Origin of the sequence: Plantibacter sp. lyk4-40-MEA-4, assembly GCF_030209415.1 — a bacterium.
Classification (GTDB): domain Bacteria; phylum Actinomycetota; class Actinomycetes; order Actinomycetales; family Microbacteriaceae; genus Plantibacter; species Plantibacter flavus_A.
Window position 1 is genome coordinate 1 of the sequence record NZ_JARVSA010000004.1, and the last position, 22,015, is coordinate 22,015.

Here is a 22,015-nt window from a genome sequence, read left to right on the forward strand (position 1 = left end):
AACCGGTCTCGGCACCGCCACCATCGACGGCATCGACGAACCCATCGGAGCTGGCACCCTCCGCCGCCTCGCCGCCGACGCCAACCTCATCCCCATGATCCTCGGCGGCCCCTCCCAAGTCCTCGACCTCGGCACCAGCACCCACCTGTTCACCCGCGGACAGAAACTCGCCCTCGCCGAACGCGACGGCGGCTGCGCCTGGACCGGCTGCACCCACCCACCATCCTTCACCGAAGCCCACCACATCACCTGGTGGTCACAAGGCGGCCCCACCAACCTCGACAACGGGGTACTCCTCTGCCCCTTCCACCACCACCGCATCCACGACGACCACTGGACCATCACCATCCAAAACGGCATCCCCTGGTTCATCCCACCCAGCCACATCGACCGCCACCAAACCCCCATCCGAGGCGGACGCATCCACCTCGCCGCCTGAACCCGAGGCACCCGCCTGCCCTTCGACAAGCTCAGGGACCGAAACCGAAACCACCCTTCGACAAGCTCAGGGACCGAAACGGGAACCACGCTGCGTCGACAAGCGCCGCGACCGACACGGGAACCACCACGCGTCGACACGCTCGGCGAACGACGCCGTTCTCGACAACCCGGACACCCCGGTCCCTGAGCCTGTCGAAGGGCACACGAGGCGCGCCCCGTCCTCCGCAGACTCACCCCGCGGCGACGACCTCTTCCACCGCCACCCGCGCACCGACGTCCGCCAGCCGCGCGCGCGCCGCGATGAACGCCTCGCGCAGCCGCGCGTCCGATCCGAGGTCGCCGAACACGACCTCCAGGTCCAGGAACGCCCCAGGGCGCTCCGCCTCCTGCGCGACGGCCGCCTGCAACTCGGCCAACCGCCGGTCGACCGGGGCAAGCTCCCGCCCGTCGTCACCGACACCCTCGATGAACCGACTCCACGCTGCGAGGACGAGCCCCGAACGCGCGATCCCGCCGCCGGTCCGCAACTGCTCACGGACCACCGGGAGCAGGAACTTCGGGATGCGCTCCGACCCGTCGACGATCTGCCGCGCCAACGTGTCCTTGATCGCCTCACTGCCGAACCGGCGCATCAGCTCCGCACAGTACGCGTCGATGTCGATGCCCGGGACCGGCGCGAGCGTCGGCCGCGCCTCCTCATGCATGTACCCGAGGAGGAACCGCGAGAACAGCTCGTCGCGGCAGACGTCGTGCACGTACGTCTCCCCCGCCAGCAACCCGAGGTAGCTCATCGCCTGGTGGGAGGCGTTCAGCAACCGGAGCTTCATCAGCTCATACGGCTCGACGTCCTCCACGAGCTGCACGCCCACCCGCTCGTATGGCGGACGACCGTCGGAGAAGTCGTCCTCGAGCACCCACTGCTCGAACGACTCCGAGAGCACCGGCCAGCGGTCGTCGATCCCGAACCGCTCGGACACGAACGCGCGCTGCTCGTCCGTCGTCGCCGGCGTGATGCGGTCGACCATCGAGTTCGGGAACCGCACCTCGGCACCGATCCAGGCGGCGAGCGCCGGGTCGATGCGCTCGGCGAAGGCGAGGATCGCCGTCCGGGCGGCGTGCCCGTTGCCCTGGATGTTGTCGCAGGACATGACCGTGAACGGGACCGCACCGGCGTCGCGTCGGGCACGGAGGGCCGCCGTGATGTACCCGAGCGGGCTCTGCGGCAGCGCCCCCGACGGCAGCCCGTCGAGGTCCGCGAGCGTCGCACCGTCGCTCGGCTCGAAAGCCCCGGTGGCATCGTTCACCCCGTAGCCGCCCTCGGTGATCGTGAGCGACACGATCCGCGTCGACGGATCGCTCACGCGGGCGAGGACCGCTTCCGGGTCGTCGGGAGCGAACAGGTACTCGACGATCGACCCGACGACGCGTGCCTCGACCTCGCCGTCCGGACTCGTCGTCACGAGCGTGTAGAGCCGGTCCTGAGCGCCGAGCGCGTCCCGCATGGCGGCGTCACCGGCCAGTGTGCCGACGCCGACGAGCCCCCAGGACGCGTGTTCGTCGCCGGGGAGCCCGAGCACGCGGTCGACGAACATCGCCCCGTGCGCACGATGGAAGGCGCCGACCCCGAAGTGGACGATGCCGGGTCGGATGGCCGAGCGGTCATAGGCGGGGACGGCCACCCGCTCGTCGAGAGCGGTGAGGGTGGCGTCGGAGAGCTGGGTCATGTGGTGCCTTCTCGTCGGTGAGCGGGTTCCGGGTGGTGCAGGTCGAGGGTGGTGCAGGTCGAGGGTGGTGCAGGTCGAGCGTGCTGGGGCTGCAGGGTGGGTCAGACGCCGTGGGTGGATTCGGTCTCCACCGGCGTCGACGCGTCGAGCGTGACGATCCGGGTGGCACGTTGCTTGGTCGCGTCGACCAGGCGGGCGTTCGGCTCGTCGACGCCGAGCACCCAGGCCTCAGCCTCGTCGCGCGGGTGTCCGTGACCGAGGCGTCGGGCGATGAGTCGGTCGCGGCGGACCTCGTCGTCCACGTCGACGTACCAGGACTCGTCGAGATGCGCGGCGACATCCTGCCAGCCGTGGTCGTCGAACAGGAGGTAGTTGCCCTCCGTGATCACGAGCGGCAGCTCGGGTCGGACGAGGACGGCACTGCCGATCGACGCCTCGAGCGAGCGGTCGAACCGGGGTGCGTAGATGGGTGTGCCCGGTGCATCGGCGGTGCGTCCGGCACGGGCGAGGCGGGACAGCAGTGCGACGTAACCGTCGACGTCGAAGGTGTCGGGCGCGCCCTTGCGGTCGCGTCGCCCGAGGCGGACGAGCTCGGCGTTGTCGAGGTGGAAGCCGTCCATCCCGACGATCACGGCCTGGTCGCCGAGCGCCGCGGCGATCGCGTCGCTCACGGTGGACTTGCCCGCACCGGGTGCCCCGACGATCCCGAGGATCCGGCGGGACCCGGTGGCGGCGAGCGAACGGGCGTGATCGATGAGGCCGTCGAGGTCGACGAAGCCATCGAAGCCGGTCCCGGCGGTGGTCGTCGTGCCGCTCATCGTGATGCCTGACCTCTCCTGGGAGCCGACCGGTCGCGGTCGCGCCGTCGCCCGACTCACGGTAAGTCCAGGGGATGCGTGTGTCAACATCGGATGTCACCGGTGTCATCGTTTGCTGGAGAAATCCATGTCACGGGTGACATGGCCGTCATTCCGTGGTTATGATGCTCGCGACCCGGTGCACCGACGCACGGGCCTCATCACGTCGATCGGACCACCTCATGACTGACTTCAACGGCCGCACCATCCTCGTCACGGGAGCGAGTGGCGGCATCGGCGGCGCGACCGTCCGCCACCTCGTCGCAGCGGGCGCGCAGGTGATCGCCTCCGGTCGCAACGTCGAGCAGCTCGACGCCATCGCCGCTGAGACGGGCGCCGAACCGCTGCCCTTCGACCTCACCTCGGAGGACAGCATCCGCGACGCGATCGAGGGACGCGACATCTGGGGCGTCGTCAACTCCGGCGGTTGGGGCGGCGAGATCGCCTCCCCCCAGGAGACCGACATCGACGTGTTCGACAAGGTCATCAGTATCAACGCACGCGGGTCACTGCTCGTCACCAAGTACGCGTCCCGCGAGATGATCCGCCAGGAACGCGGCGGCGCGATCGTGAACGTCTCGAGCCAGGCTAGCCTCGTCGCGCTTTCCGGTCACATCTCCTACGGCTCGTCGAAGGCAGCGCTCGACAACATCACGCGGGTCTCCGCCCTGGAACTCGGGAAGTACGGCATCCGGGTCAACGCCGTCAACCCGACGGTCGTGATGACGCCGATGTCCGCCTGGTACTGGGGTCGGCCCGACATCGAAGGCCCCTTCCTCGAGGCGATGCCGCTCGGCAAGTGGGCCACCGAGGACGACATCGCCGGCCCGATCACCTTCCTGCTGAGCGACGCCGCCGGCATGATCTCGGGCGTCTCGCTGCCGATCGACGGCGGCTACACCGCGCGCTGACCCGAACCGGCAGGACCGAACGGGAGGGACGAGCATGGCCACGATGCGCCAGATCGCCGCAGCCGCCGGCGTGAGCGCGAAGACGGTCTCGCGGGTCTTCAACGACGACCCGCACGTCCTCCCGGCGACCCGAGAACGGGTCGAGTCGATCATGCGGGAGCTCGACTACGTGCCGAACTCCCTCGCGACGGCGTTCCGCTCGGGCCGCCCGTCGGTCATCGGGGTCGCCGTCCCCGACATCGTCGACCCGTTCTTCGCCGAGATCGCGCGTGCGGTGGAGCGGACGGCGCGTGATCACGACATGTCGACGCTCGTCACGAGCCTCGGCGACGACCCGGACCGCGAGCGCGCGGTCCTCGAGCCGATGCTCCGGCGCCAGCTGGCCGGAGTGGTGCTCGCGCCGATCAGCGACGACCAGAGCTCACTGGCAGCGTGGGCGTCGCGGACGCCGTTCGTGTTCGTCGACCGCGCGCCAGGCGGGCTCGCTGCCGACGCGTTCACGCAGGACGACTTCGGTGGAGCGTTCGCGGCGACGACCCACCTCGTCGAGCACGGCCACCGCCGGATCGCCTTCGTCGGCGACCAGCTGGCCCTACCGACGACCGCCGAGCGGCTGCGCGGGTATCGGGCCGCACTCACCGAAGCCGGGCTGCCCGCCGACGAGGCACTCATCGTCCTCGGTGCGGCGACCCGCGAGGGCGCGGCGCGTGCGCTGGCGGCGATCGGCTCCCAGGCGACAGCCCTGTTCTCGTCGAACGCCGTCTGCACGATGGCGTTGCTGCCCGCACTCGCCGAGCAACCGCTCCCACTGGTCGCGTTCGGAGACTTCCCCCTGGCCGAGCTCCTGCGACCGTCGGTGTCCGTGATCACGCAGGACCCGGAGGCCCTCGGCCGACTCGCTGCGGAACGGATCATCGATCGCCTCGACCGCCCCGACCGGCGATACCGCCGGAGCACGGTCCTCCCGGTGCACCTCGTCGAGCGCGACTCCTGCCGCGCCGCGTCCGCGGTGCGCTGAGCCCTCCCCGCTGGACGATCCGGGTCCCCCAGCCCGCCCACGTGCCGCGAGCGCTTCCCACCCCTCGACGAGCTTGGGAGCAGCAGACTATCGCCCACGCAGTGCCGCCGTCTCGCTGAGCCATCGGCTGTAGAGGTCCCAGGGGTCGACGTCGCGGGCGACCGAGGCGATGTGGGCGAGCAGTCGAGGCGACCCCGTGAACCATTCGGAGCGTTCGAGGCGTTCGCGGGCGAACTGTTCGTGACGCGCACGCTCGACGTGCCGGTCGCCTCGTTCGAGGGCGAGCAGTTCGTCGTGCCAGATCGCGGCGAACCGCTGGCGAGGGTTCGTCGTGGTGCCGATCTTCACGCGGTCGCCGTGGCGCAGGTAGTAGACGACGTCGATCCGCGGCCGGGCGAGGTCGTCGTCGGGCACGTCGCCCTGCCGCCACTCGCACGCGGCGCACAACCAGGCGGACGGGTAGTGCCGGCCGAGCCGCGAGCCGCACATGATGCACGGCGAGGGCAGAGCGTCGACCACGCCCCATCGGCGCTCCGCCCAGTCGGCGGCGAGGGCCAGGTGATCCTCGCAGAGCGCGACGGGCGCGTCGACCGATGCCGCGGCGTCACACCCGGGTTGTACGCATCGTCTGTGGGGCATCTCCCGAGTGTCCCCCACCCCGCCGACACCGGCCTCCGCCCACGGACGGGACGCGTGGCCCGCCCTTCGACAAGCTCAGGGACCGATCGCTTGCGCCGGCAGGGACCGACTCCGACCCCGGTCCCTGAGCCTGTCGAAGGGCACCCGGCAAGACCCCGCCCCTTCGACAAGCTCAGGAACCGAACGGTTGCGCCGGCAGGGACCGCTCGGTTGGGCACTGCAAGGAACCGAACGGGCGAAGCGGCAGGGGCGAGCGAAGGTCCTCCACAACTCCGCGTGATCCGAGAGCGTCCACCGTCGGACGTCAGCGCAAACCGACACGATCGAGGTCCTGCGAGGCTTTCCGGATGCCCGACGTTTACATCCTCAAATGCGCCGACGGATCCTTCTACACCGGCAGCACCATCGACCTGGCTCGACGACTCGCCGAGCACATGGACGGCCTCGGAGCGACCTACACCCGCGAGCGACTGCCCGTCACACTCGTCTGGTCAGCCGAGTACGACCGCGTGGACGACGCATTCTTCATCGAGAAACGTCTTCAGGGGTGGAGCCGGGCGAAGAAGCAGGCCGTGATCGATGGGCGGTTCGACGACCTCCCGCGCCTCAGCTGCTCGCGGATCACCGCGTGGCGCGATCCGGAACCTGGAACAGACCGGGGGCCGGTCCCTGAGCTGCGCCGCATTGAGCGTGTCGATATGTCGAAGGGCGCGCGACCAGACCCCACCCCTTCGACAAGCTCAGGGACCGATCGGTTGGGCTGGCAAGGACCGGCCGAGTGAGCGGACAGGGACCGACCGGTCCGAAACGACCGACTCCGACCCCGGTCCCTGAGCCTGTCGAAGGGCACACGGACAGACCCCACCCTTCGACAAGCTCAGGGACCGAACGGGTGCGCTGGCAAGGACCGCCCGAGTGAGCGGACAGGGACCGACCGTTCGGGTCGGCGGGGACCGATCAAGCTCAGGGGCCGGACGGCGCGCTCCCGGCTGGGAGACGATCGGGTGGCCTCCCAGCCGATGCGCACGTCACAGCGCGATCGCGCGACCCTCCTCATGGGAGCGGATCGCCGCTCGGTAGATGTCGTGGGTGAGCGCCGCCTCCTCGGGGCGCGCCGCCCCGAACCGGTCACCGAGCGAGCCGTGCCGCTCGGCGAGGAACACGGCCCACATCTGGAGGATCGTGTCGGAGAACCCGGACTCGAAGTTCGGGCCGGTCACCGTCGGCCACACCGACTGGCTGCCCGCGTCCAGCTGCTGCCACACCTGCTCCCGACCGCCACCCGGGATGTCCCGCACCGCGAACACCTCGACGAGCTTCGGGTTCTTCGTGCTGAACCGGACCCCGCCGTCGAGACCGATCGCCTCGAACTCCCACGTGTTCTTCTGCCCGGGGTCGATGCGCTTCGTCTCGGTCGTGAGCGGGAAGCGGACACCGTCGTGGGTCGCCCAGCTGTGCAGCACCGCGTTGTCCCAGGTGTCGCACGGCACCAGCGAACCGTCGGGGCCCGGACGCTCGGTGACGATGTTCTGCAGCACCCCGTACACGCTCTCGGGTGCCCAGCCGAGCCGCAGCGGCACGTGCCAGGTGTGCATCCCGAGGTCGTTCATCACGCCGGCCTCACCGCAGAACCGCGTCTGGCGCTTCCAGTTGATCTGCTTGCCCCGATCGATGTCGCTCGAGTGCAGGAAACTGTTGCGCGCCTCGACGATCGTGCCGAGCGCCCCGGACCGCGCATAGTCGATCGCCAGCTGCGCTCCCGGGAAGAACGGCATCTCACTCGAACACCGGACGAAGCTCTCCGGGTGCTCGGCCATCGCCGCGAGGACGGACTGCGCCGCAGCCGCGTCGATCCCGAAGGGCTTCTCCGCCAGCAGGCCCTTCCCGGCGCGGATGACGTCCGTGTAGATCTGCTCGTGGAGGTCGTGACGCACGGCCACGTAGACGACGTCGACTGACGGGTCGGCGAGCAGCTCGTGGTAGTCCGTGGTCTTCGTGACGACCGTGTCGATCTCGTCGAACCAGTCGAGCGCCGCCGGGTTGATGTCGCAGACGGCCGTCAGTCGCGGTCGCACCGGGTGGTCGATGAGCGCCGGCCAGCGCTGGATGGCGGCTGCGATCTCGCGCCCCATGAGTCCGCCGCCGATGATCGCGACGTTGACGCGCTCCGCCGTCGCCCGGTCGGCCGTCACCTGGTCGGCGCTCATGCGCGAGCCGCCTCGAGGATCGCGAGGCCGGCATCGGCGTCGGCGCCGTCGTGCAGCACCGCCATGAGTGCCGCGGTGATGGCTGCCGGGTGCTCGTGCTGGATGATGTTGCGGCCGTAGACGATGCCGCTGACCCCGGCGTCGAGGACGGCGACCGTGCGCTCCAGCAGGGTCCGGTCGTCGACGCGACCGCCGCCACGGACGAGGACGGGGACGTCTCCGGCGACCTGCACAACGCGCGCGTACTCGGTGATGTCGCTACTCGGATCGGCTTTGATGAGGTCGGCGCCGAGTTCGACCGCCTGGCGCACGAGGGTGACGATCTTCTCGATGTCGCCGTCGACCTGGTACCCGCCGGCCGTCGTGTTGTCCTGCATGACGAGGGGTTCGATCATGAGCGGCATCCCATACCGGGTCGCCTCGCGGCGCAGGGCCATGATCGAGCGGATGTTCGCCTCACGGACCTCGGGGTGCTCCGGGATCTGCATGAGGTTGACGCACACGGCGACGGCGTCAAGCCGGACGGCCTCCTCGATCGCGTGCGGCACGTGGTGGCTGTAGAGGATCGAGTCGAGGGGGTTGCCGTAGACGTTCGCGACGTCCGTCCGAAGGACGAGCGCCGGCTTGTCCTTGCCGGGGACCTGCTGCAGGAGACGGGCCTGACCGAGGGTCAGCTGGACGGCGTCCGGGCCCGCGGCGACGAGCGTGCGGACGACCTCGCCCATGTCCTCGATGCCGGTGATGAACGAACGCTCGCCGAAGAACCCGTGGTCGACGGCGACGTCGAGCGCGCGACCGGATCGGGCGTTGAAGAGACGATTGAGGCGGTACAGCGACATTGCGGCGGCTCCTGATCGTGACGGGGAGGGTTTCCGAATCCTCCCTCGGTGTGTCACAGTAGTGGCCTGAGACAACGTTGTCTAGCTTGCGTCGGGTCAGCCCCGGGGCGAAGAACGGAGGGTCCATGGGCGAGATCGTCGTCGCCGGTCACATCTGCGTCGACCTGTCGCCGGGGCTGAGCGCGAGCGCACGCATCGATCCGGGCGCCCTCATCGACACCGGCCCGCTCCGCATCTCCCTCGGTGGCTGCGTCGCGAACACCGGCCTCGCCCTCGCCGATCTCGGGAGTACGGTCCGCCTGCACGCGACCGTCGGCGACGACGAGCTCGGCGCGATCGTCGCCTCACGCATCGCGGCGCACGACCGGCTCCACCCGGCGCTCGAGGTCACCGACCGGGCCGCGACCTCCTACAGCGTCGTCGTCGAGCCCGCCGGCCTCGACCGGACCTTCTGGCACCACACGGGTGCGAACGAGGTGTTCACCGGCGAGCACCTGGCCGTCGGCGACGCGGACCTGGTCCACCTCGGCTATCCCCCGCTGCTCCCGGGGATCGTCGCCGACGACGCGGCGCCCCTCGCGAAACTGCTCGAACGGATCCACCGACACGGCGCCACCACCTCGATGGACCTCGCCGTCGTCGACCCCACGAGCGCCGTCGGCCATCTGGACTGGGAGGCGATCCTCCGGCGCACCCTGCCGCTGACCGACGTCGTGAGTCCGAGCGTCGACGACCTGCGTTCGGCGCTCGGCACGCTCCGTCTCCCGGCCGGGACCAGCGCATCACCCCTGGCCCAAGCGGCGGCGTTCGCGGACCTCCTGCTCGCCTGGGGTGCCGGCGTCGTGGCGATCTCGGCCGGCGAGGACGGTCTGTTCCTGCGGGCGGCCGGCGTCGACCGCCTGCGACTGGGCGGACGGATGCTCGCACCGCTCGCCGAGGCCTGGGCCGACGTCGACCTCGTCGCGCCGCCCGTCCCCGCACCGGCGTTCGTGTCGACCAACGGCGCCGGGGACGCGTCGACCGCCGGCCTGCTGTTCGCGATGTCACGCGGTGCAGCACCGGCGGAAGCGGCCGAGCTCGCGGGCGCGAGTGCCGCTGCGACGATCGCGGGACGCCGGCCGACGGCGGCTGAGATCACCCGACTGCGCCCCGGACTCAACGGCCTCTTCGCTGCCGCGGGCGCGGGCGAGCCGGTCGTGTGACCCCCCATACGCCAGGATGGTGAGCATGCGCAGCTCCCGACCCCCGACCATGAACGACGTCGCCGCGGCGGCCGGGGTCGGGCTGAAGACGGTGTCACGGTATGTGAACGGCGCGACGAACATCAACCAGGAGCTGTCGGAACGGATCGGCGCGGCGATCGAGGCCCTCGGCTACCGGCACAACCTGGCGGCCGCGAGCATCCGGCCCGGGCGGTCCAGCAAGGTCATCGGGCTCATCATCAGCGACCTGGCGAACCCCTATTACTCGGTGCTGGCACGCTCGGTGGAGCGCGTGTGCACGGAACACGGGTACCTGCTGATGTCGGCGAGCTCCGAGGAGGACGCCGACCGGCACCGCCTCCTCGTCGACCGGCTCGTCGCGCAGCGCGTGGACGGCCTTGTCGTCGTGCCGCCACGCCAGGCGACGACGGCCTGGGCCACGAGCACGATCGTGCACGTCCCGATGGTGCTCGTCGACCGACCGACCGGGCCACTCGAGTCGGTCGAGGCGCACACGGTGCTCGCTGACAACGCGGGCGGAGCGACCCGGGCGACCGCGGCCATGCTCGCCGCGGGCGCACGACGGGTCGCCTTCCTCGGCGACTCACTCGAGTTGTACACGATGCGCGAGCGACTGGCCGGCTACCACCGGGCGCTCGCCGAGGCCGACCTCGGCGGCGCGGCGGGGACGGGTCCGATCGAGCCGATCGTCTCCGACGGCGCCCACTCCGTCGAGGACGCTGCGGCGGTCGTGGCGGGGTTCCTGGCGTCGGGCGAGGTGGACGCCGTGTTCGCCGCGAACAACCGGGCCGCGATCGGGGCGGTGCAGGCGTTCGCGACGGCCGGGCGACGGCTTCCGCTCGTGGGGTTCGACGACTTCGAGGCGGCACCGCTCGTGTCGCCGGCGGTGTCGGTGGTGGCGCAAGACGTGGCGCTCATGGGCCGCGTGGCGGCGGAGACCCTCCTGGCACTGATCGCCGGCGAGGCGGGTCCGCCCGTGACCCACACGCTGGACGTGCGTCTGGAGCTGCGCGGCTCCGAGCGCTGACGCCCTTCGACAAGCTCAGGGACCGGACGAGGTGCTCCGGGACCGGACGGGGGCGCGCAGGGATCGGGAGGGGCGCTCAGGGACCGGCGGGGTAGGTGAGGCCGTGGCCGAAACGGAAGAGCGGGTCCTCGGTGTCGTAGGGGACGTCGGACCGACTCGCCTCGACGGCCGCCATCGAGCGCGGCAGGTCGAACGGGAGCCGGCCCTCCGGCAGCACCCGGCCGAACACGACGTCGAGGAACGCCGCGTCGCTGCCGCCGAAGCTCGCGACGAGTGCCGCGACCGCGTCCACCACCCCGGTGAGGATCGCCGGTCGGTCGAGGTGCATGTCGAGCACCGTCGGCACCGCCAGCGCGAGCGCCCGCAACCGCTCGACCTCGTCGGCCGGGATGTCGAGCGATCCGGCGTGGAACATGGCCTCGAAGCCGCCGGGTCGCGGTTCGTACGGCGTCTGCATGCGCACGAGGGCGACGTCCGCCGAAGCCGGATCCGCGACGACCTCGCCGTACGCGGCGGCGACCTCGGGATCGACGCCCTCCACATACAACCGCGGACGCGGCGAGCGCACCGGCAGCGTCTCCTCCACGTTCGTCAGGACGGTGAAGGCGCGGCGCTGTGCGGCCTCGCCGGCGGCGACGAAGTCCGCGCGCCCGACGATGCCGCTCGCGGCGCCCGCGTCGACGTACGGCTGCTCGAAGAGCCCGAGCACGAATTTCTCGCGCAGTAGTCGGCGCACCGAGGCGTCGATGCGATCCTCGGTGATGCGCCCCTGTTCGACGAGTTCGACGACGAGCTCGGGTCGGGCCTCGCCACCGAACTGGTCGCAACCGGCCTGCAGGATGCGCTCGACCCGGGACAGCTCGTCGAGGTGCTCCAGGCCCCACGCCCGCGCTGGCATGTCCTGCCCCATGATCGACGTGTCGGTGACGAGTCCCCAGTCGGTGCAGACGATGCCTGCGAACCCGAGCTCCTCGCGGAGGAGCCCGGTGATGATCCCGTGGTTGAAGGCGAACGCGACCTCCTCGTGTTCGGTCCCGACGGGCATGCCGTAATACGGCATCATCTGCGCGGCTCCGGCGGCGATCGCGGCGCGGAACGGGATGAGGTGGTAGTCGAAGTTGTCGCCGGGGTACACCTGTTCGCGCCCGTAGGCGAAGTGCGGGTCCTCCCCGTCGAGCTGTGGCCCACCGCCGGGGAAGTGCTTCGTCATCGTGGAGACCGACTGCGGCCCGAGTTCGGCGCCCTGGAAGCCTCGGATGTAGCCCGCGACGAGTTCGGCACTGAGCTCGGCGTCCTCACCGAACGTGCCGCCGATGCGCGACCAGCGCGGTTCTGTCGCGAGGTCGACCTGCGGGTGGAGCGCCAACCGGATCCCGACGGCGAGATACTCCTGCCTCGCGGTGTCGGCGAACGCCTCGACGAGGTCGGCCGATCCGATCGCCGCGAGGCCGAGCGTCTCGGGCCACTGCGAGAACGCGCCGGCACGGGCCGCCGTCCCCACGTTGTCGGTGAAGTGGTTGCGCGGGTCGGTCGACAGGGTGACGGGGATGCCGAGTCGCGTGCGCGACGCGCGCTCCTGCAGGGCGTTGGTCCACTCGGCGAGGGCCGTCGTGTCGGGCGCGGTGCCGAGGACGTTGAAGTGGGACATGAGCTGCTCGCCGATCATGTGCTCGCCGCTCGCGAGTCCCATGTGCGGGTTCGCCTCGTCGATGGGGCCCGGGGCGATCATCGTCTGGAAGAGCATGCCGGCCTTCTCGGCGATGGTCATCCGTCCGAGGAGGTCCTCCACCCGGTCCTCCACCGGCAGGCTCGCGTCGCGGTAGGGCAGCGCCGGTTCATGCTCGCTCATGGGTGGTCCGTTTCTCGTCGGTGAGTGGGGCGGCGTCGGGATCACCCGGGCTCGGGCGAGCCGGAAGCGAAAACCGAACTCCGTTCGGGAACGGAGTGTGACTCCAGTATGCCCGCTGACGAGGATCACGCAAGACTCAGCCGGCGTGGTTCCCCACGGCGCGCAGCCCGTCGGCCAGCCAGTCGAGCGACGGGGAGACGCCTGGCGCGACCGGATGGCGATTGAGGTGGCCATGGAGGACGCCCGGCTCGAGCCGACTACGGACGGGTGCACCGGCCGCCTCCGACGCCGCGATGAGCAGCTCCCCCGACGGCCGGAGGTCGTCGAACTCCGAGAGCAGGACCGACAGCGGCGGGCGGTCCGGGGTCACGGGGACGATTCCCGGCAGGGCGAGCTCGGGCACGTCGTCGAGTCGACCGACGTAGTTCTCGACCATCCAGTCGATCGACTCGGTCGGGAACCGCATGAAGTCCGGCAGGACCACCATCTCGGCCAGGACGTCCGCGGGCAGGGCGGGCACGACCGCGTGCAGGAACGGGTAGGCCAGCAGCACGGCGTCCGCACGACGATCGCTGCGGAGTGACGCGGCGAGCGCGAGGGCCGCTCCGGCGCTGGCCCCACCGATGGCCGTCCGCGCACCGGGAACGGTCGACCGCTCGTCGTCGAGCTGCTCCCAGACCGCCAGCACGTCGTCGAGCGGCACCGGGTATCGCGTCGTGCCGTCCGCCAGGCGGTAGTCGACGGAGACGACCTCCGCGCCCGCTCGCGCCGCCAGTTCGGCGCTCACGACGTGCGCCTCCGGCCAGTCGAGCGTCCCCGCCGCGAAACCACCGCCGTGCACCCAGAGGAGCGCGACGCCACTGGGATCGGCCGGGACGTAGCGTCGGATCGGGACCGTGCCGTGCGGACCGTCGACGACCTCGTCGGTGACCACCACATCACTCGGCGGGGTCCACGGCCCGTCGTCGCCGTAGGCTGCGAGTCGTTCCTGGAACGCCTCGTCGAGCGCTCCGCCGGCGGCGGCGCGATCGGCGTTGGAGAACCCGTCGAAGAGGCTCAGGCGGTCGCGGTAGTACGGATCGAGTGACATGCGCCGAGCCTACCCAGCCGACTCGGTCGACTCGGTCGACTCAGACCACGACGCCGCCGACGCGCTGGAGGTAGAGGTCGATGGCGTCCCGGCTCTCCTGGATGCAGCCGAGCTTCGCATCCAGTCGCTCGCGATGCTCGAGCAACCGCTGCAGCACCTCCGCCGAGGGCGTCACCTGGTAGATCGTGTCGTCGTCCTCGAAGCAGGGCAGGACCTGGAGGATGAGCGCGGTCGGCATGCCGACGGCGATCAGCTCGCGGATGCGCTGCACCTTCGCGACGAGGTGGTCCCCGTACTCGCGGTACCCGTTCGGGCAACGGGTCGGGCGCAGCAACCCCTGTTCCTCGTAGTACCGGAGCAGCCGCGGCGTGCTCCCGGTGGCCGCCGCCAGTTCGCCGATGCGCATGCAAGACCCCTTCGACCGAGTTGTGTCCTCTTGGAGCAGCCGTCGGTGCCGGGCGGATATTCCCGGGGCATCCTCGTCGGCTTGACCCTGCCACCAGTGGCAGGCCGGGAGACTCACCGACATGACCACCGACAGCGTGCGCACGGCACGATCCACGACCCCTCCTGCCACCCGAACCCGCTCTCCCCTCCCGACCGCGCTGCTCCTCGCCGCCGTCGGATTCGTGACGCTCCTCACCGAGGTGCTCCCGGCCGGAGTCCTCCCCGCGATGGCCGCCGACCTGGGCGTGTCGGAGTCGATCGCGGGCCAGAGCGTCGCCGTCTTCGCACTCGGCTGTATCGTCGCCGCGATCCCGATCAGCCGTGCGCTCGCGAGACTCGACCGCCGGACGATCGTGCTGCTCGCCCTGATCGTCTCGGCGCTCGCGAACGCCGGCACAGCTGTCGCGCCCGACCTGCTCACGCATCTCGCGGCCCGGTTCGTCGCGGGGCTCGTGGCCGGCGTCGTGTGGGCGATGCTTCCGGGGTACACGCGCGGGTTCACCACCCCGGAGCGGTTCGGCTCCACACTCGGCATCGTGCTGTCCGGTGCCACGCTCGGCTTCGCGCTCGGCGTCCCGGCCGGCGCGGTCCTCGGTGAGGGGTTCGGTTGGCGCACGGTGTTCGGGATCGTCGCCGCCGCCACCGCGCTCCTCGGTGTCCTCGCGGTCGTCGTCGCTCCCCGGGTGGCAGGCAGCGCCCCCGGGCGTTCGACACGTATGGGTGCGGCGCTCCGCATCCCCGCGGTCCTCACGATCCTCGTGGCCCTCGCCGTCTGCATCATCGGCCAGAACATCGCGTACACCTACCTCGCACCGGTCCTGTCCTCCCGCTGGACGCCCGTGCCGCTCGGGTTGCTCCTCGCCACCTTCGGTGTGGCGTCGGTCGTCGGGACGCTCGGCGCCGGACGGCTGGCGAACCTGCGCCTCGGGACGACCATCCTCACGGCCGCCCTCCTCGGGACCGTCGGCCTCGCGGTCGTGGCCTGGGATCCCCCGGTCGTCGTCCTGCTCATCGCAGCGGCGGGCTGGGGGCTCGCCTTCGGCGCCTACTCCGTGCTCTTCCAGGTGGCGATCGCTCGGGTCGCCGGGAACGCTGCGGACGCGGCCCAGTCGGCGCTCGTCACGGTGTGGAACTGCTCGATCGCCACCGGCGGGGCGGTCGGCGGGATCATCCTCGGCACCTGGGGTGCATCCCTGCTCCTCCCGGCTGCGGCCGCGCTGACCGTCGTCGCCCTCCCCCTCTGCGCCGTGATCGCACGCGCCGTCCGCCGCGGGTGAACGACGGAGGACCCGGCGCGCCGCAGCCGGGTCCTCCTAGACTCGATGCGATGCCCGTCCCGTTCCTGCACTCGCCGAACATCCTGTTCGACACGGTCGTGGACCGCACGGAACGGCTGTCCCCCGGCTTCGTCCGCCTCACCCTCGCCGGCGCCTCGCTCGTCGACTTCGCCCCGTACGAGCGGGACCAGCGGATCAAGATCCTGCTGCCGGGAGACGACGGCGCGTACCCGGACGGACTCCACGGCGGCCTGCCGGAGCACGCGTGGCGGCGCGCCTGGCGAGCGCTCCCACCGGCGGACCGCCCGGTGATGCGCAGCTACACCGCCCACCGCGTCAGGCCGGCGCAGCAGGAGGTCGACCTCGACGTGTTCATCCACGAGCCGGCCGGTCCGGCGAGTCGTTGGGCGCTCGGGGCGCGGCCGGGCGACCGGTTGCTCGTCTCGGGGCCGGACGTCCGTCGCGGCGACCCGACGCACGGTGTCCAGTGGGCGCCCGGTACCGCGACGACCGTGCTCATCGCCGCCGACGAGACGGCCTTCCCCGCCGTCCACGGGATCCTGCGCTCCCTCGACGAGGACGTCCGCGCCCACGTCCTCCTCGAGCTCGGCGATTCCGCCGACACCGCCCTGCTCGGGCCACTGCTCGAGCGTCACACGGTCGAGGTCCATGAACGGGCCGGGCGGCCTGGCGGTGACGCGCTCGTCGCCGGCATCGAGCAGTGGCTCCATCTGCACGGGTCGTCGGCGGCGACACTGGGCACGGACTTCGCCGCCTGGCTGGTGACCGAGAGCACCCGGATCCCCCTCCTGCGCGCTGCGACGACCGACCACGGGATCGATCCCGAGCGCGTCCACGGGCAGGGCTACTGGAACGCTCGCCCCAGAACCACGCCCGAATGAAGGTTATGCTTGCCTTACTCAGTCGCGTCCGTCGCGGCCCGTTCGAAAGGTGATCCGTGCCCCTCCCCCTCGCCCATCGTCGACGTCTCGTCGCCGTCGCCGCCCTCTCCATCGCCGCCCTCGGCCTCTCCGCCTGCAGCAGCTCGAGCGCCTCGACCCCCTCGGACACCGCGACGAGCGCGACCCACGTCATGGAGCACGCCCACGGCGAGACCAGCATCCCCGACGCACCCAAGCGGGTCGTCGTCCTCGAACCGGTGCAGCTCGACACGACCGTCGCGCTCGGCATCACCCCGGTGGGCGCAGCGGTGCTGAACGAGACCGCCGGCGTCCCCACCTACCTCGGCGAGGAGGCCGCCGACATCCCCACCGTCGGGACCGTGGCGGAGCCGAACGTGCAGCTGATCGCCGCCGCGAAGCCCGACCTCATCATCGGCACCGAGTCACGGCACTCCGCCCTGTACGACCAGTTGTCCGAGATCGCGCCGACCGTGTTCATGGCGACGCAGACCGACCCCTGGCGCGACAACGTGCAGTTCGTCGCCGAGGCACTCGGTGACCCGGACGGCGCGGACGAACTCCTCGACGCCTACGACGCACGCTGCGCGGAGATCGCGAAGGAGCACGACACCGCCGGCAAGACGGCACAGCTGATCCGCCCGCGCGACGGCGTCCTCACGCTCTACGGCCCCACCTCCTTCGCCGGCAGCACCCTCGAGTGCGCCGGGTTCACGACGCCCGAACACGCCTGGGAGGACATCTCCCTCGACCTCTCCCCCGAGCGCGTACTCGAGGCGAAGGCCGACCAGGTCTTCGTGACGAGCGTCGACCCCGACGACACCTCGACGCTGCCCGCCTCGCTCACCGCGAACACGGACGCCTTCCCCGAGCTGCACCTCGTCGACCAGTCCTTCTGGATCACCGGCGTCGGCCCCCTCGGCGGCATGGCCGTCCTCGACGACCTCGACCGGCTGCTCTCCGACGGGTCGTGACGAAGCCGACCGCGATCCTGACCGCCCGCGACACCTCGGTGAGCGGGCGGGCGCCGCAGCGACGCCGTTTGCTCGTCGGACTGCTCGCGGGCGTCGCGGCGCTCGCGGTCGCCGTCCTCCTGTCGCTGTTCGTCGGCGCGAACCCGATCGCACCGGATGACGTCCGTGCCGCGCTCCTCGGCACGGGCTCGGACGAGGCGGACTTCGTCGTGTGGGATCAGCGGGTGCCACGCACGGTCGCGGCGCTCGCCGTCGGTGCAGCCCTGGGCGTCGCTGGCGCGCTCATGCAGGCGTTCACCCGGAATCCGCTCGCCGACCCCGGCATCCTCGGCGTCAACGCCGGGGCAGGCTTCGCGGTCGCCGTCGGCCTGGCGTTCCTCGGCGTCCGGGCGCCGGGCGACATCGCCTGGCTCGCGTGCGGCGGGGCGCTCGTCGTCACCCTCGTCGTGTACGCGATCGGTTCGGGCGGGCGCGAGCAGTCCTCCACCGCTCGCCTCACCGTCACGGGTGTCGCCTTCGGAGCCGTGCTCGCCGGACTGACGACGGGGATCGCGATCACGCACCCCGACGCGTTCGACCGGATGCGCGGCTGGAACGCCGGCAGCCTGCTCGAACGCGACCTCGGTGTCGTCGTGCCGGTCCTCCCCTTCCTCGCCGTGGGCCTCGTCCTGGCCGCGGCGAGCGCGCGGAGCCTCAACGCGATCGCCCTCGGCCCGGACGTCGCCAGAGCACAGGGCGTCAGCGTCACGCGCAGTCGCATCCTGGTGCTCGCCGCGGTGACGCTGCTCGCCGGCGGCGCCACCGCGATCGCCGGGCCGATCGCGTTCGTCGGCCTCGTCGTGCCCCACCTCGTGCGCTGGTCGGTCGGCAGTGATCAGCAACGCATCCTCGGGGGTTCGGTCCTCGTCGGCTGCGTCCTCGTGTTGTGCTCCGACGTCGTCGGACGGATCGCGGTGCTCCCGGGCGAGATGCCCGTCGGGCTCGTGACCGCATTCGTCGGGGCGCCCGTCCTCATCGCGCTCGCCCGACGCAGAACGGCCTCGGGCCTGTGAGCACGACACGGGAACGGGAGACCGGACGTCCGATCACCGGGCGCCGACCGGCACGACGGACCCTCCTCGTCTGCGCCGCAGCACTCCTGGCGATCGTCGTCGCGGCGATCGCCGGTCTCGCGCTCGGCGACTACCCGCTGACCACCGAGGAGGTGATCGGCGTCCTCACCGGACGCGTCGACGGCCTGGCCCGCACGGTCGTGCTGGACTGGCGCCTGCCCCGGGTCCTCGCGGCGATCGGCTTCGGTGCAGCGCTCGGTGTCTCGGGAGCGATCTTCCAGACCCTCACCCGGAATCCACTCGCGAGCCCCGACATCATCGGCCTCGCGAACGGCTCGTTCACCGGGATGCTCGTCGCGCTCCTCCTCCTCGGCGGCAGCTGGCCGGCGTTGATGGCCGGGTCGTTGCTCGGCGGTCTGGCTGCCGCGGTCGCGATCTTCCTGCTGGCCCTCCGCCAGGGCTTGTCGGGGTTCCGGTTCATCGTCGTGGGCATCGGCGTCTCGGCCATGCTCGCCGCGTTCAACAGCTGGCTGCTCCTCCGGGCCGACCTCGACGTCGCGCTCTTCGCAGCGGCCTGGGGCGCGGGGACGCTCAACACCGCGACCGCGACCGTGGTGTGGCCGGCACTGGCGTGCCTCGTGGTGCTCTTCGCGGTCCTGCCGTTGGCCGCCCGTCCGCTCCGCCAGCTCGAACTCGGTGACGATGTGGCCGCCGCGACCGGGGTGCGCCTCACCCGCGAACGCGCCATCCTCATCGGCCTCGCGGTCGCGCTGGTGAGCGCGGTGACCGCCGTCGCCGGCCCGATCGCCTTCATCGCCCTGGCCGCTCCGCAGATCGCACGCCGACTGACCCGCTCGCCGGGGATCCCGCTGGTCGCGACGGGGCTCGTCGGCGGCGTCCTGCTCCTCGCGTCCGACCTCGTGGCCCAGCATCTGATCCCGCTGACGGTCCCGGTCGGCGTCGTCACCGTGGTCGTCGGCGGGCTGTACCTCACGCAGTTGCTGCTCCGCGAGCGGCGGCACTGAAGGTCGGGTCCGAACCACTCAGCGGGCGTCGTCGAGCTCCAGCAGTTCGCCGACCGTGCAGTCGAGCACCCGGCAGATCGCCGTCAGGGTCGAGAACCGGATCGCCTTCGCGCGGTCGTTCTTCAGCACCGAGAGGTTCACCACACTCACCCCGACGAGCTCGCTGAGCCGGGCGAGGGTGAGCCCACGGTCGGCGAGCAACCGGTCGAGGTTGCAGTGCACACCGGTCGCGACGTCCTCCTCGGGCGTCGGCACCATCAGACGAGTCCCTCGGTGTCGGCGCGCAGACGCTCGCCCGCACGGAACGCGATCGCGAGGCCGCCGACCGCCATGGCGACGAAGAACGGGATCCAGGTGAGCGGATACGGGGTCCCCTCGACGGCCCCGTCGGTCGCGACAGCGAGCGCCCCGTTCGAGGCCATCGTGCCGAACCAGGTGTCCGCGATCCACCCGCAGAGGATGGCGATCGAGGCGATCGAGAGCAGCCGCGCGTTCCCGGGTGCGAAGGCGTCGCCACGCAGCAGACGGCGGAAGAAGCGGAACGCGCAGACGATGACCACGAGGTTCGCGATCGCCGGCAGGATCGCGGCGAGCAGCACACACACGAAGGTCGCCACCGGGAGGTCGGCGACGACGACCGAGCCCTGGTCGATCGTGAAGGAGCCGGCTCCTGCCGCACCCGGCAGGACCGTGTCGACGGCGTCGAAGAACACGGGCACCCGGGTCCCGTCGGTGCCGAAGACGTCGAGCAGCCGGAGGACGAGCATGACGACGACGGCCCCCGCCGCGACGACGGCGGCACCGAGCACGGACACGAGGTCGTTGCGGGTGGAGCGCTGGGTCTTCGCAGCCTGCCAGGCCGCGTGGTCGAAGCCGGACGGCGTCGGGCGATCGGTGGACTCGGTCATGATCATCACATCCATATCGATTTTCGTTGGTATCGATAAACGATATGCCGAGATCGATCGGAACGCAAGAGCGGGCGGAGAGCAGGTCCACCCGGCCGGATCACCCTGCTGATGACTCGTCGAGCGCGTCGAGCTCCCGTAGCGCCGCCTCGGCGCGCCCGAGTCGATCGGCCTCCGGCTCCTCCCACCATTTCGGGCCGCGTTCACCGAGCCCGTGCTTGGCGAGGCCGACCCGGCGGCGGGCAGCAGCGACCGCGTCGTCATCGCCTGCCCGCTTCGCGACGCCGACGCCGGAGCGCCCGCGGCCGAGGTGGGACTGGAGGGACGCGACGAGTTCCGACGGCAGACTCGGATCCGTCCGGCGCCAGCGTCTACCGTTCACGACGAACCAGTGGTCGTCCTCCTCCGGCCCGTCGTCCGATCGTGGCGTCACGGGTGCCTCCTGGAGACGACACAGGGCCCGGCCCACCGCGAACGCGGACGAGACCGGACCCTCGAGGTCATGATGGCGCGATCAGCCGTTCTTGACGGCGTCGAGCACGCCCGCCCAGCCGAAGGCGGAGATGGCGTCGGCGAAGGTCGAGTCACCGCGCCCCTCGCCGATCTGCTTGCCCGAGGCGTCGCGGACGACGACCGTGTGGTCCTTCTCGGCCTCGGTGCCGTTGCCCTCCTCGATGAAGTCGATGTGGATCTCGCTGTCACCGAGGGTGCCGGTGACCGTGGTCGTGGCGTCCTGCTCGGTGGTCTTCGTCGTGAGGAACGGACCGCCGCCAAGTGCCGCGAGCGCCTCGTTGATCTGGTTCGTGAGCGATGAGGTGTTCATGTGTCTCTCCCTACGGTGATGAAGAGTCCAGGCTAGTGAGCGGACCCGGGAAGGGCGGGAGCATGGCGCTCGTGCACGAGATGTGCGATGGGGCGACCGGAGACGGCGACAGGACACGCCGGCCGGACTCGCCACAGGAGCAGAAGATCCGCCTCACGTCAACGGTCGGCGCCATCCAGGTGCGGTCGGAGCCACGAGTCGTAGGCTGCGAGCCACGCAGACCGGCACCCCGACACCGACGGGCCGGTCGACGAGACGAAGGAGACCCCATGGCCGGAGACACCGACCCCTACACGACCCTCAACAAGCTGCTCGCGGACTTCCGCTTCGCGATGCTCACCACGGTGGACCTCGACGGCAAGCTCGTCGCCCACCCGCTCACCGTCCAGGAGCGCGAGTTCGACGGCGACCTGTGGTTCATCGTCGGCAAGGACGCCTCCGCCGTGCAGCAGCTCGACGTCAACCCGAACGCCGGCGTCACGCTGAGCTCGGACAGCTCGTGGGTGTCGCTCGCCGGCACCGCCGAACTCGTCGAGGACCACGCCAAGCTGGAAGAGTTGTGGAACAACGTCGTCGAGGCATGGTTCCCGGACGGCCCCTCCGACCCGCGCGTCGGTCTGCTCAAGTTCTCGGCCGACAGCGCCGAGTACTGGGACAGCCCCGGCGGCAAGATCGCGACCGCCGTCGCGTTCGTGAAGTCCAAGGTCACCGGCGAGACCTACGACGGCGGCGACAACGCGAAGCTCGACCTGTAACGAGCGGTC

The 22,015-nt window shown here is 71.0% G+C and carries 24 protein-coding genes; 12 read left to right on the plus strand and 12 right to left on the minus strand.

Going from position 1 to position 22,015, the window contains the following annotated elements; translation table 11 throughout:
- On the plus strand, positions 1-439 hold a 439-nt coding region (locus QRN44_RS08175; RefSeq protein ID WP_285038814.1), incomplete at its 5' end, for an HNH endonuclease signature motif containing protein.
- Between the two features lie 232 nt (positions 440-671).
- Here QRN44_RS08175 and QRN44_RS08180 read toward each other — a convergent pair.
- A complete protein-coding gene (locus QRN44_RS08180; RefSeq protein WP_285038815.1) occupies positions 672-2,165 on the minus strand; it encodes a mannitol dehydrogenase family protein in 1,494 nt (497 codons plus the stop codon).
- 101 nt (positions 2,166-2,266) lie between these two features.
- Positions 2,267-2,983 carry a nucleoside/nucleotide kinase family protein gene (locus tag QRN44_RS08185; protein ID WP_285038816.1) on the minus strand — a complete coding sequence of 239 codons (717 nt, stop codon included), beginning with the start codon at positions 2,981-2,983 and terminating at the stop codon, positions 2,267-2,269.
- A gap of 221 nt (positions 2,984-3,204) precedes the next feature.
- Between QRN44_RS08185 and QRN44_RS08190 the strand changes: the two genes are divergently transcribed.
- Entirely contained in the window at positions 3,205-3,933 is a 729-nt protein-coding gene (locus QRN44_RS08190; RefSeq protein ID WP_285038817.1) for an SDR family oxidoreductase, read from the plus strand.
- 34 nt (positions 3,934-3,967) lie between these two features.
- A complete protein-coding gene (locus tag QRN44_RS08195; protein WP_285038818.1) occupies positions 3,968-4,951 on the plus strand; it encodes a LacI family DNA-binding transcriptional regulator in 984 nt (327 codons plus the stop codon).
- A gap of 87 nt (positions 4,952-5,038) precedes the next feature.
- Here the strand turns inward: QRN44_RS08195 and QRN44_RS08200 are convergent, their stop codons facing one another.
- Entirely contained in the window at positions 5,039-5,590 is a 552-nt protein-coding gene (locus QRN44_RS08200) for a GIY-YIG nuclease family protein (protein WP_285038819.1), read from the minus strand.
- Positions 5,591-5,937: 347 nt separating this feature from the next.
- Here QRN44_RS08200 and QRN44_RS08205 point away from each other — a divergent pair, with 347 nt between their 5' ends.
- Positions 5,938-6,372: a GIY-YIG nuclease family protein gene (locus QRN44_RS08205; RefSeq protein WP_285038820.1), complete on the plus strand. Its 435-nt coding sequence runs from the start codon at positions 5,938-5,940 to the stop codon at positions 6,370-6,372.
- A 246-nt stretch (positions 6,373-6,618) separates the two neighbouring features.
- Here the strand turns inward: QRN44_RS08205 and QRN44_RS08210 are convergent, their stop codons facing one another.
- Together QRN44_RS08210 and QRN44_RS08215 are read right to left on the minus strand one after the other, a co-directional pair.
- Positions 6,619-7,797 (minus strand): Gfo/Idh/MocA family protein, encoded by a 1,179-nt coding sequence (locus QRN44_RS08210; RefSeq protein WP_285038821.1) that lies wholly within the window; start codon positions 7,795-7,797, stop codon positions 6,619-6,621.
- Positions 7,794-8,636: a class I fructose-bisphosphate aldolase gene (locus QRN44_RS08215; protein ID WP_064294740.1), complete on the minus strand. Its 843-nt coding sequence runs from the start codon at positions 8,634-8,636 to the stop codon at positions 7,794-7,796. The genes QRN44_RS08210 and QRN44_RS08215 overlap by 4 nt, the downstream gene beginning before the upstream one ends.
- Positions 8,637-8,761: 125 nt before the next feature.
- On the opposite strand from QRN44_RS08215, the gene QRN44_RS08220 reads away from it, so the two are divergent.
- Both QRN44_RS08220 and QRN44_RS08225 read left to right on the plus strand, forming a co-directional pair.
- A complete protein-coding gene (locus QRN44_RS08220) occupies positions 8,762-9,838 on the plus strand; it encodes a carbohydrate kinase family protein (RefSeq protein ID WP_285038822.1) in 1,077 nt (358 codons plus the stop codon).
- 25 nt (positions 9,839-9,863) lie between these two features.
- Positions 9,864-10,886: a LacI family DNA-binding transcriptional regulator gene (locus tag QRN44_RS08225; RefSeq protein ID WP_121294038.1), complete on the plus strand. Its 1,023-nt coding sequence runs from the start codon at positions 9,864-9,866 to the stop codon at positions 10,884-10,886.
- 76 nt (positions 10,887-10,962) lie between these two features.
- Here QRN44_RS08225 and QRN44_RS08230 read toward each other — a convergent pair whose 3' ends face one another.
- From QRN44_RS08230 to QRN44_RS08240, 3 genes are all read right to left on the minus strand, one after another.
- Positions 10,963-12,735: a glycoside hydrolase family 3 protein gene (locus tag QRN44_RS08230; RefSeq protein ID WP_285038823.1), complete on the minus strand. Its 1,773-nt coding sequence runs from the start codon at positions 12,733-12,735 to the stop codon at positions 10,963-10,965.
- Between the two features lie 136 nt (positions 12,736-12,871).
- The gene (locus QRN44_RS08235) at positions 12,872-13,825 is read right to left on the minus strand and encodes an alpha/beta hydrolase fold domain-containing protein (RefSeq protein ID WP_285038824.1); all 954 of its coding nucleotides are present in this window, start codon (positions 13,823-13,825) and stop codon (positions 12,872-12,874) included.
- Between the two features lie 40 nt (positions 13,826-13,865).
- On the minus strand, positions 13,866-14,231 hold the full coding sequence (locus QRN44_RS08240; protein WP_285038825.1) for a MerR family transcriptional regulator: 366 nt from the start codon (positions 14,229-14,231) through the stop codon (positions 13,866-13,868).
- Between the two features lie 121 nt (positions 14,232-14,352).
- Here QRN44_RS08240 and QRN44_RS08245 point away from each other — a divergent pair, with 121 nt between their 5' ends.
- Genes QRN44_RS08245 through QRN44_RS08265 form a run of 5 tightly spaced genes read left to right on the plus strand, consistent with a single transcriptional unit; the run spans position 14,353 to position 19,520 of the window.
- Entirely contained in the window at positions 14,353-15,549 is a 1,197-nt protein-coding gene (locus tag QRN44_RS08245; protein ID WP_285038826.1) for an MFS transporter, read from the plus strand.
- Between the two features lie 50 nt (positions 15,550-15,599).
- On the plus strand, positions 15,600-16,451 hold the full coding sequence (locus tag QRN44_RS08250) for a siderophore-interacting protein (protein ID WP_285038827.1): 852 nt from the start codon (positions 15,600-15,602) through the stop codon (positions 16,449-16,451).
- Positions 16,452-16,507: 56 nt separating this feature from the next.
- Positions 16,508-17,443 carry an ABC transporter substrate-binding protein gene (locus tag QRN44_RS08255; protein WP_175117618.1) on the plus strand — a complete coding sequence of 312 codons (936 nt, stop codon included), beginning with the start codon at positions 16,508-16,510 and terminating at the stop codon, positions 17,441-17,443.
- Complete coding sequence (locus QRN44_RS08260) at positions 17,440-18,495, plus strand: FecCD family ABC transporter permease (RefSeq protein WP_285038828.1); 1,056 nt, start codon at positions 17,440-17,442, stop codon at positions 18,493-18,495. The genes QRN44_RS08255 and QRN44_RS08260 overlap by 4 nt, the downstream gene beginning before the upstream one ends.
- Entirely contained in the window at positions 18,492-19,520 is a 1,029-nt protein-coding gene (locus tag QRN44_RS08265; protein ID WP_285038829.1) for a FecCD family ABC transporter permease, read from the plus strand. Before QRN44_RS08260 ends, QRN44_RS08265 begins: the two co-directional genes overlap by 4 nt.
- An 18-nt stretch (positions 19,521-19,538) precedes the next feature.
- Here the strand turns inward: QRN44_RS08265 and QRN44_RS08270 are convergent, their stop codons facing one another.
- From QRN44_RS08270 to QRN44_RS08285, 4 genes are all read right to left on the minus strand, one after another.
- Positions 19,539-19,778: a helix-turn-helix domain-containing protein gene (locus tag QRN44_RS08270; protein ID WP_079002926.1), complete on the minus strand. Its 240-nt coding sequence runs from the start codon at positions 19,776-19,778 to the stop codon at positions 19,539-19,541.
- Positions 19,778-20,428, minus strand: a complete 651-nt coding sequence (locus QRN44_RS08275; RefSeq protein ID WP_285038830.1) for a DUF2975 domain-containing protein — start codon at positions 20,426-20,428, stop codon at positions 19,778-19,780. Before QRN44_RS08275 ends, QRN44_RS08270 begins: the two co-directional genes overlap by 1 nt.
- 100 nt (positions 20,429-20,528) lie before the next feature.
- Entirely contained in the window at positions 20,529-20,861 is a 333-nt protein-coding gene (locus QRN44_RS08280) for a biopolymer transporter Tol (RefSeq protein WP_071259206.1), read from the minus strand.
- Positions 20,862-20,942: 81 nt separating this feature from the next.
- Entirely contained in the window at positions 20,943-21,251 is a 309-nt protein-coding gene (locus tag QRN44_RS08285) for a hypothetical protein (RefSeq protein ID WP_064294727.1), read from the minus strand.
- Between the two features lie 269 nt (positions 21,252-21,520).
- On the opposite strand from QRN44_RS08285, the gene QRN44_RS08290 reads away from it, so the two are divergent.
- A complete protein-coding gene (locus tag QRN44_RS08290) occupies positions 21,521-22,006 on the plus strand; it encodes a pyridoxamine 5'-phosphate oxidase family protein (RefSeq protein ID WP_121294030.1) in 486 nt (161 codons plus the stop codon).
- Positions 22,007-22,015 lie beyond the last annotated feature (9 nt).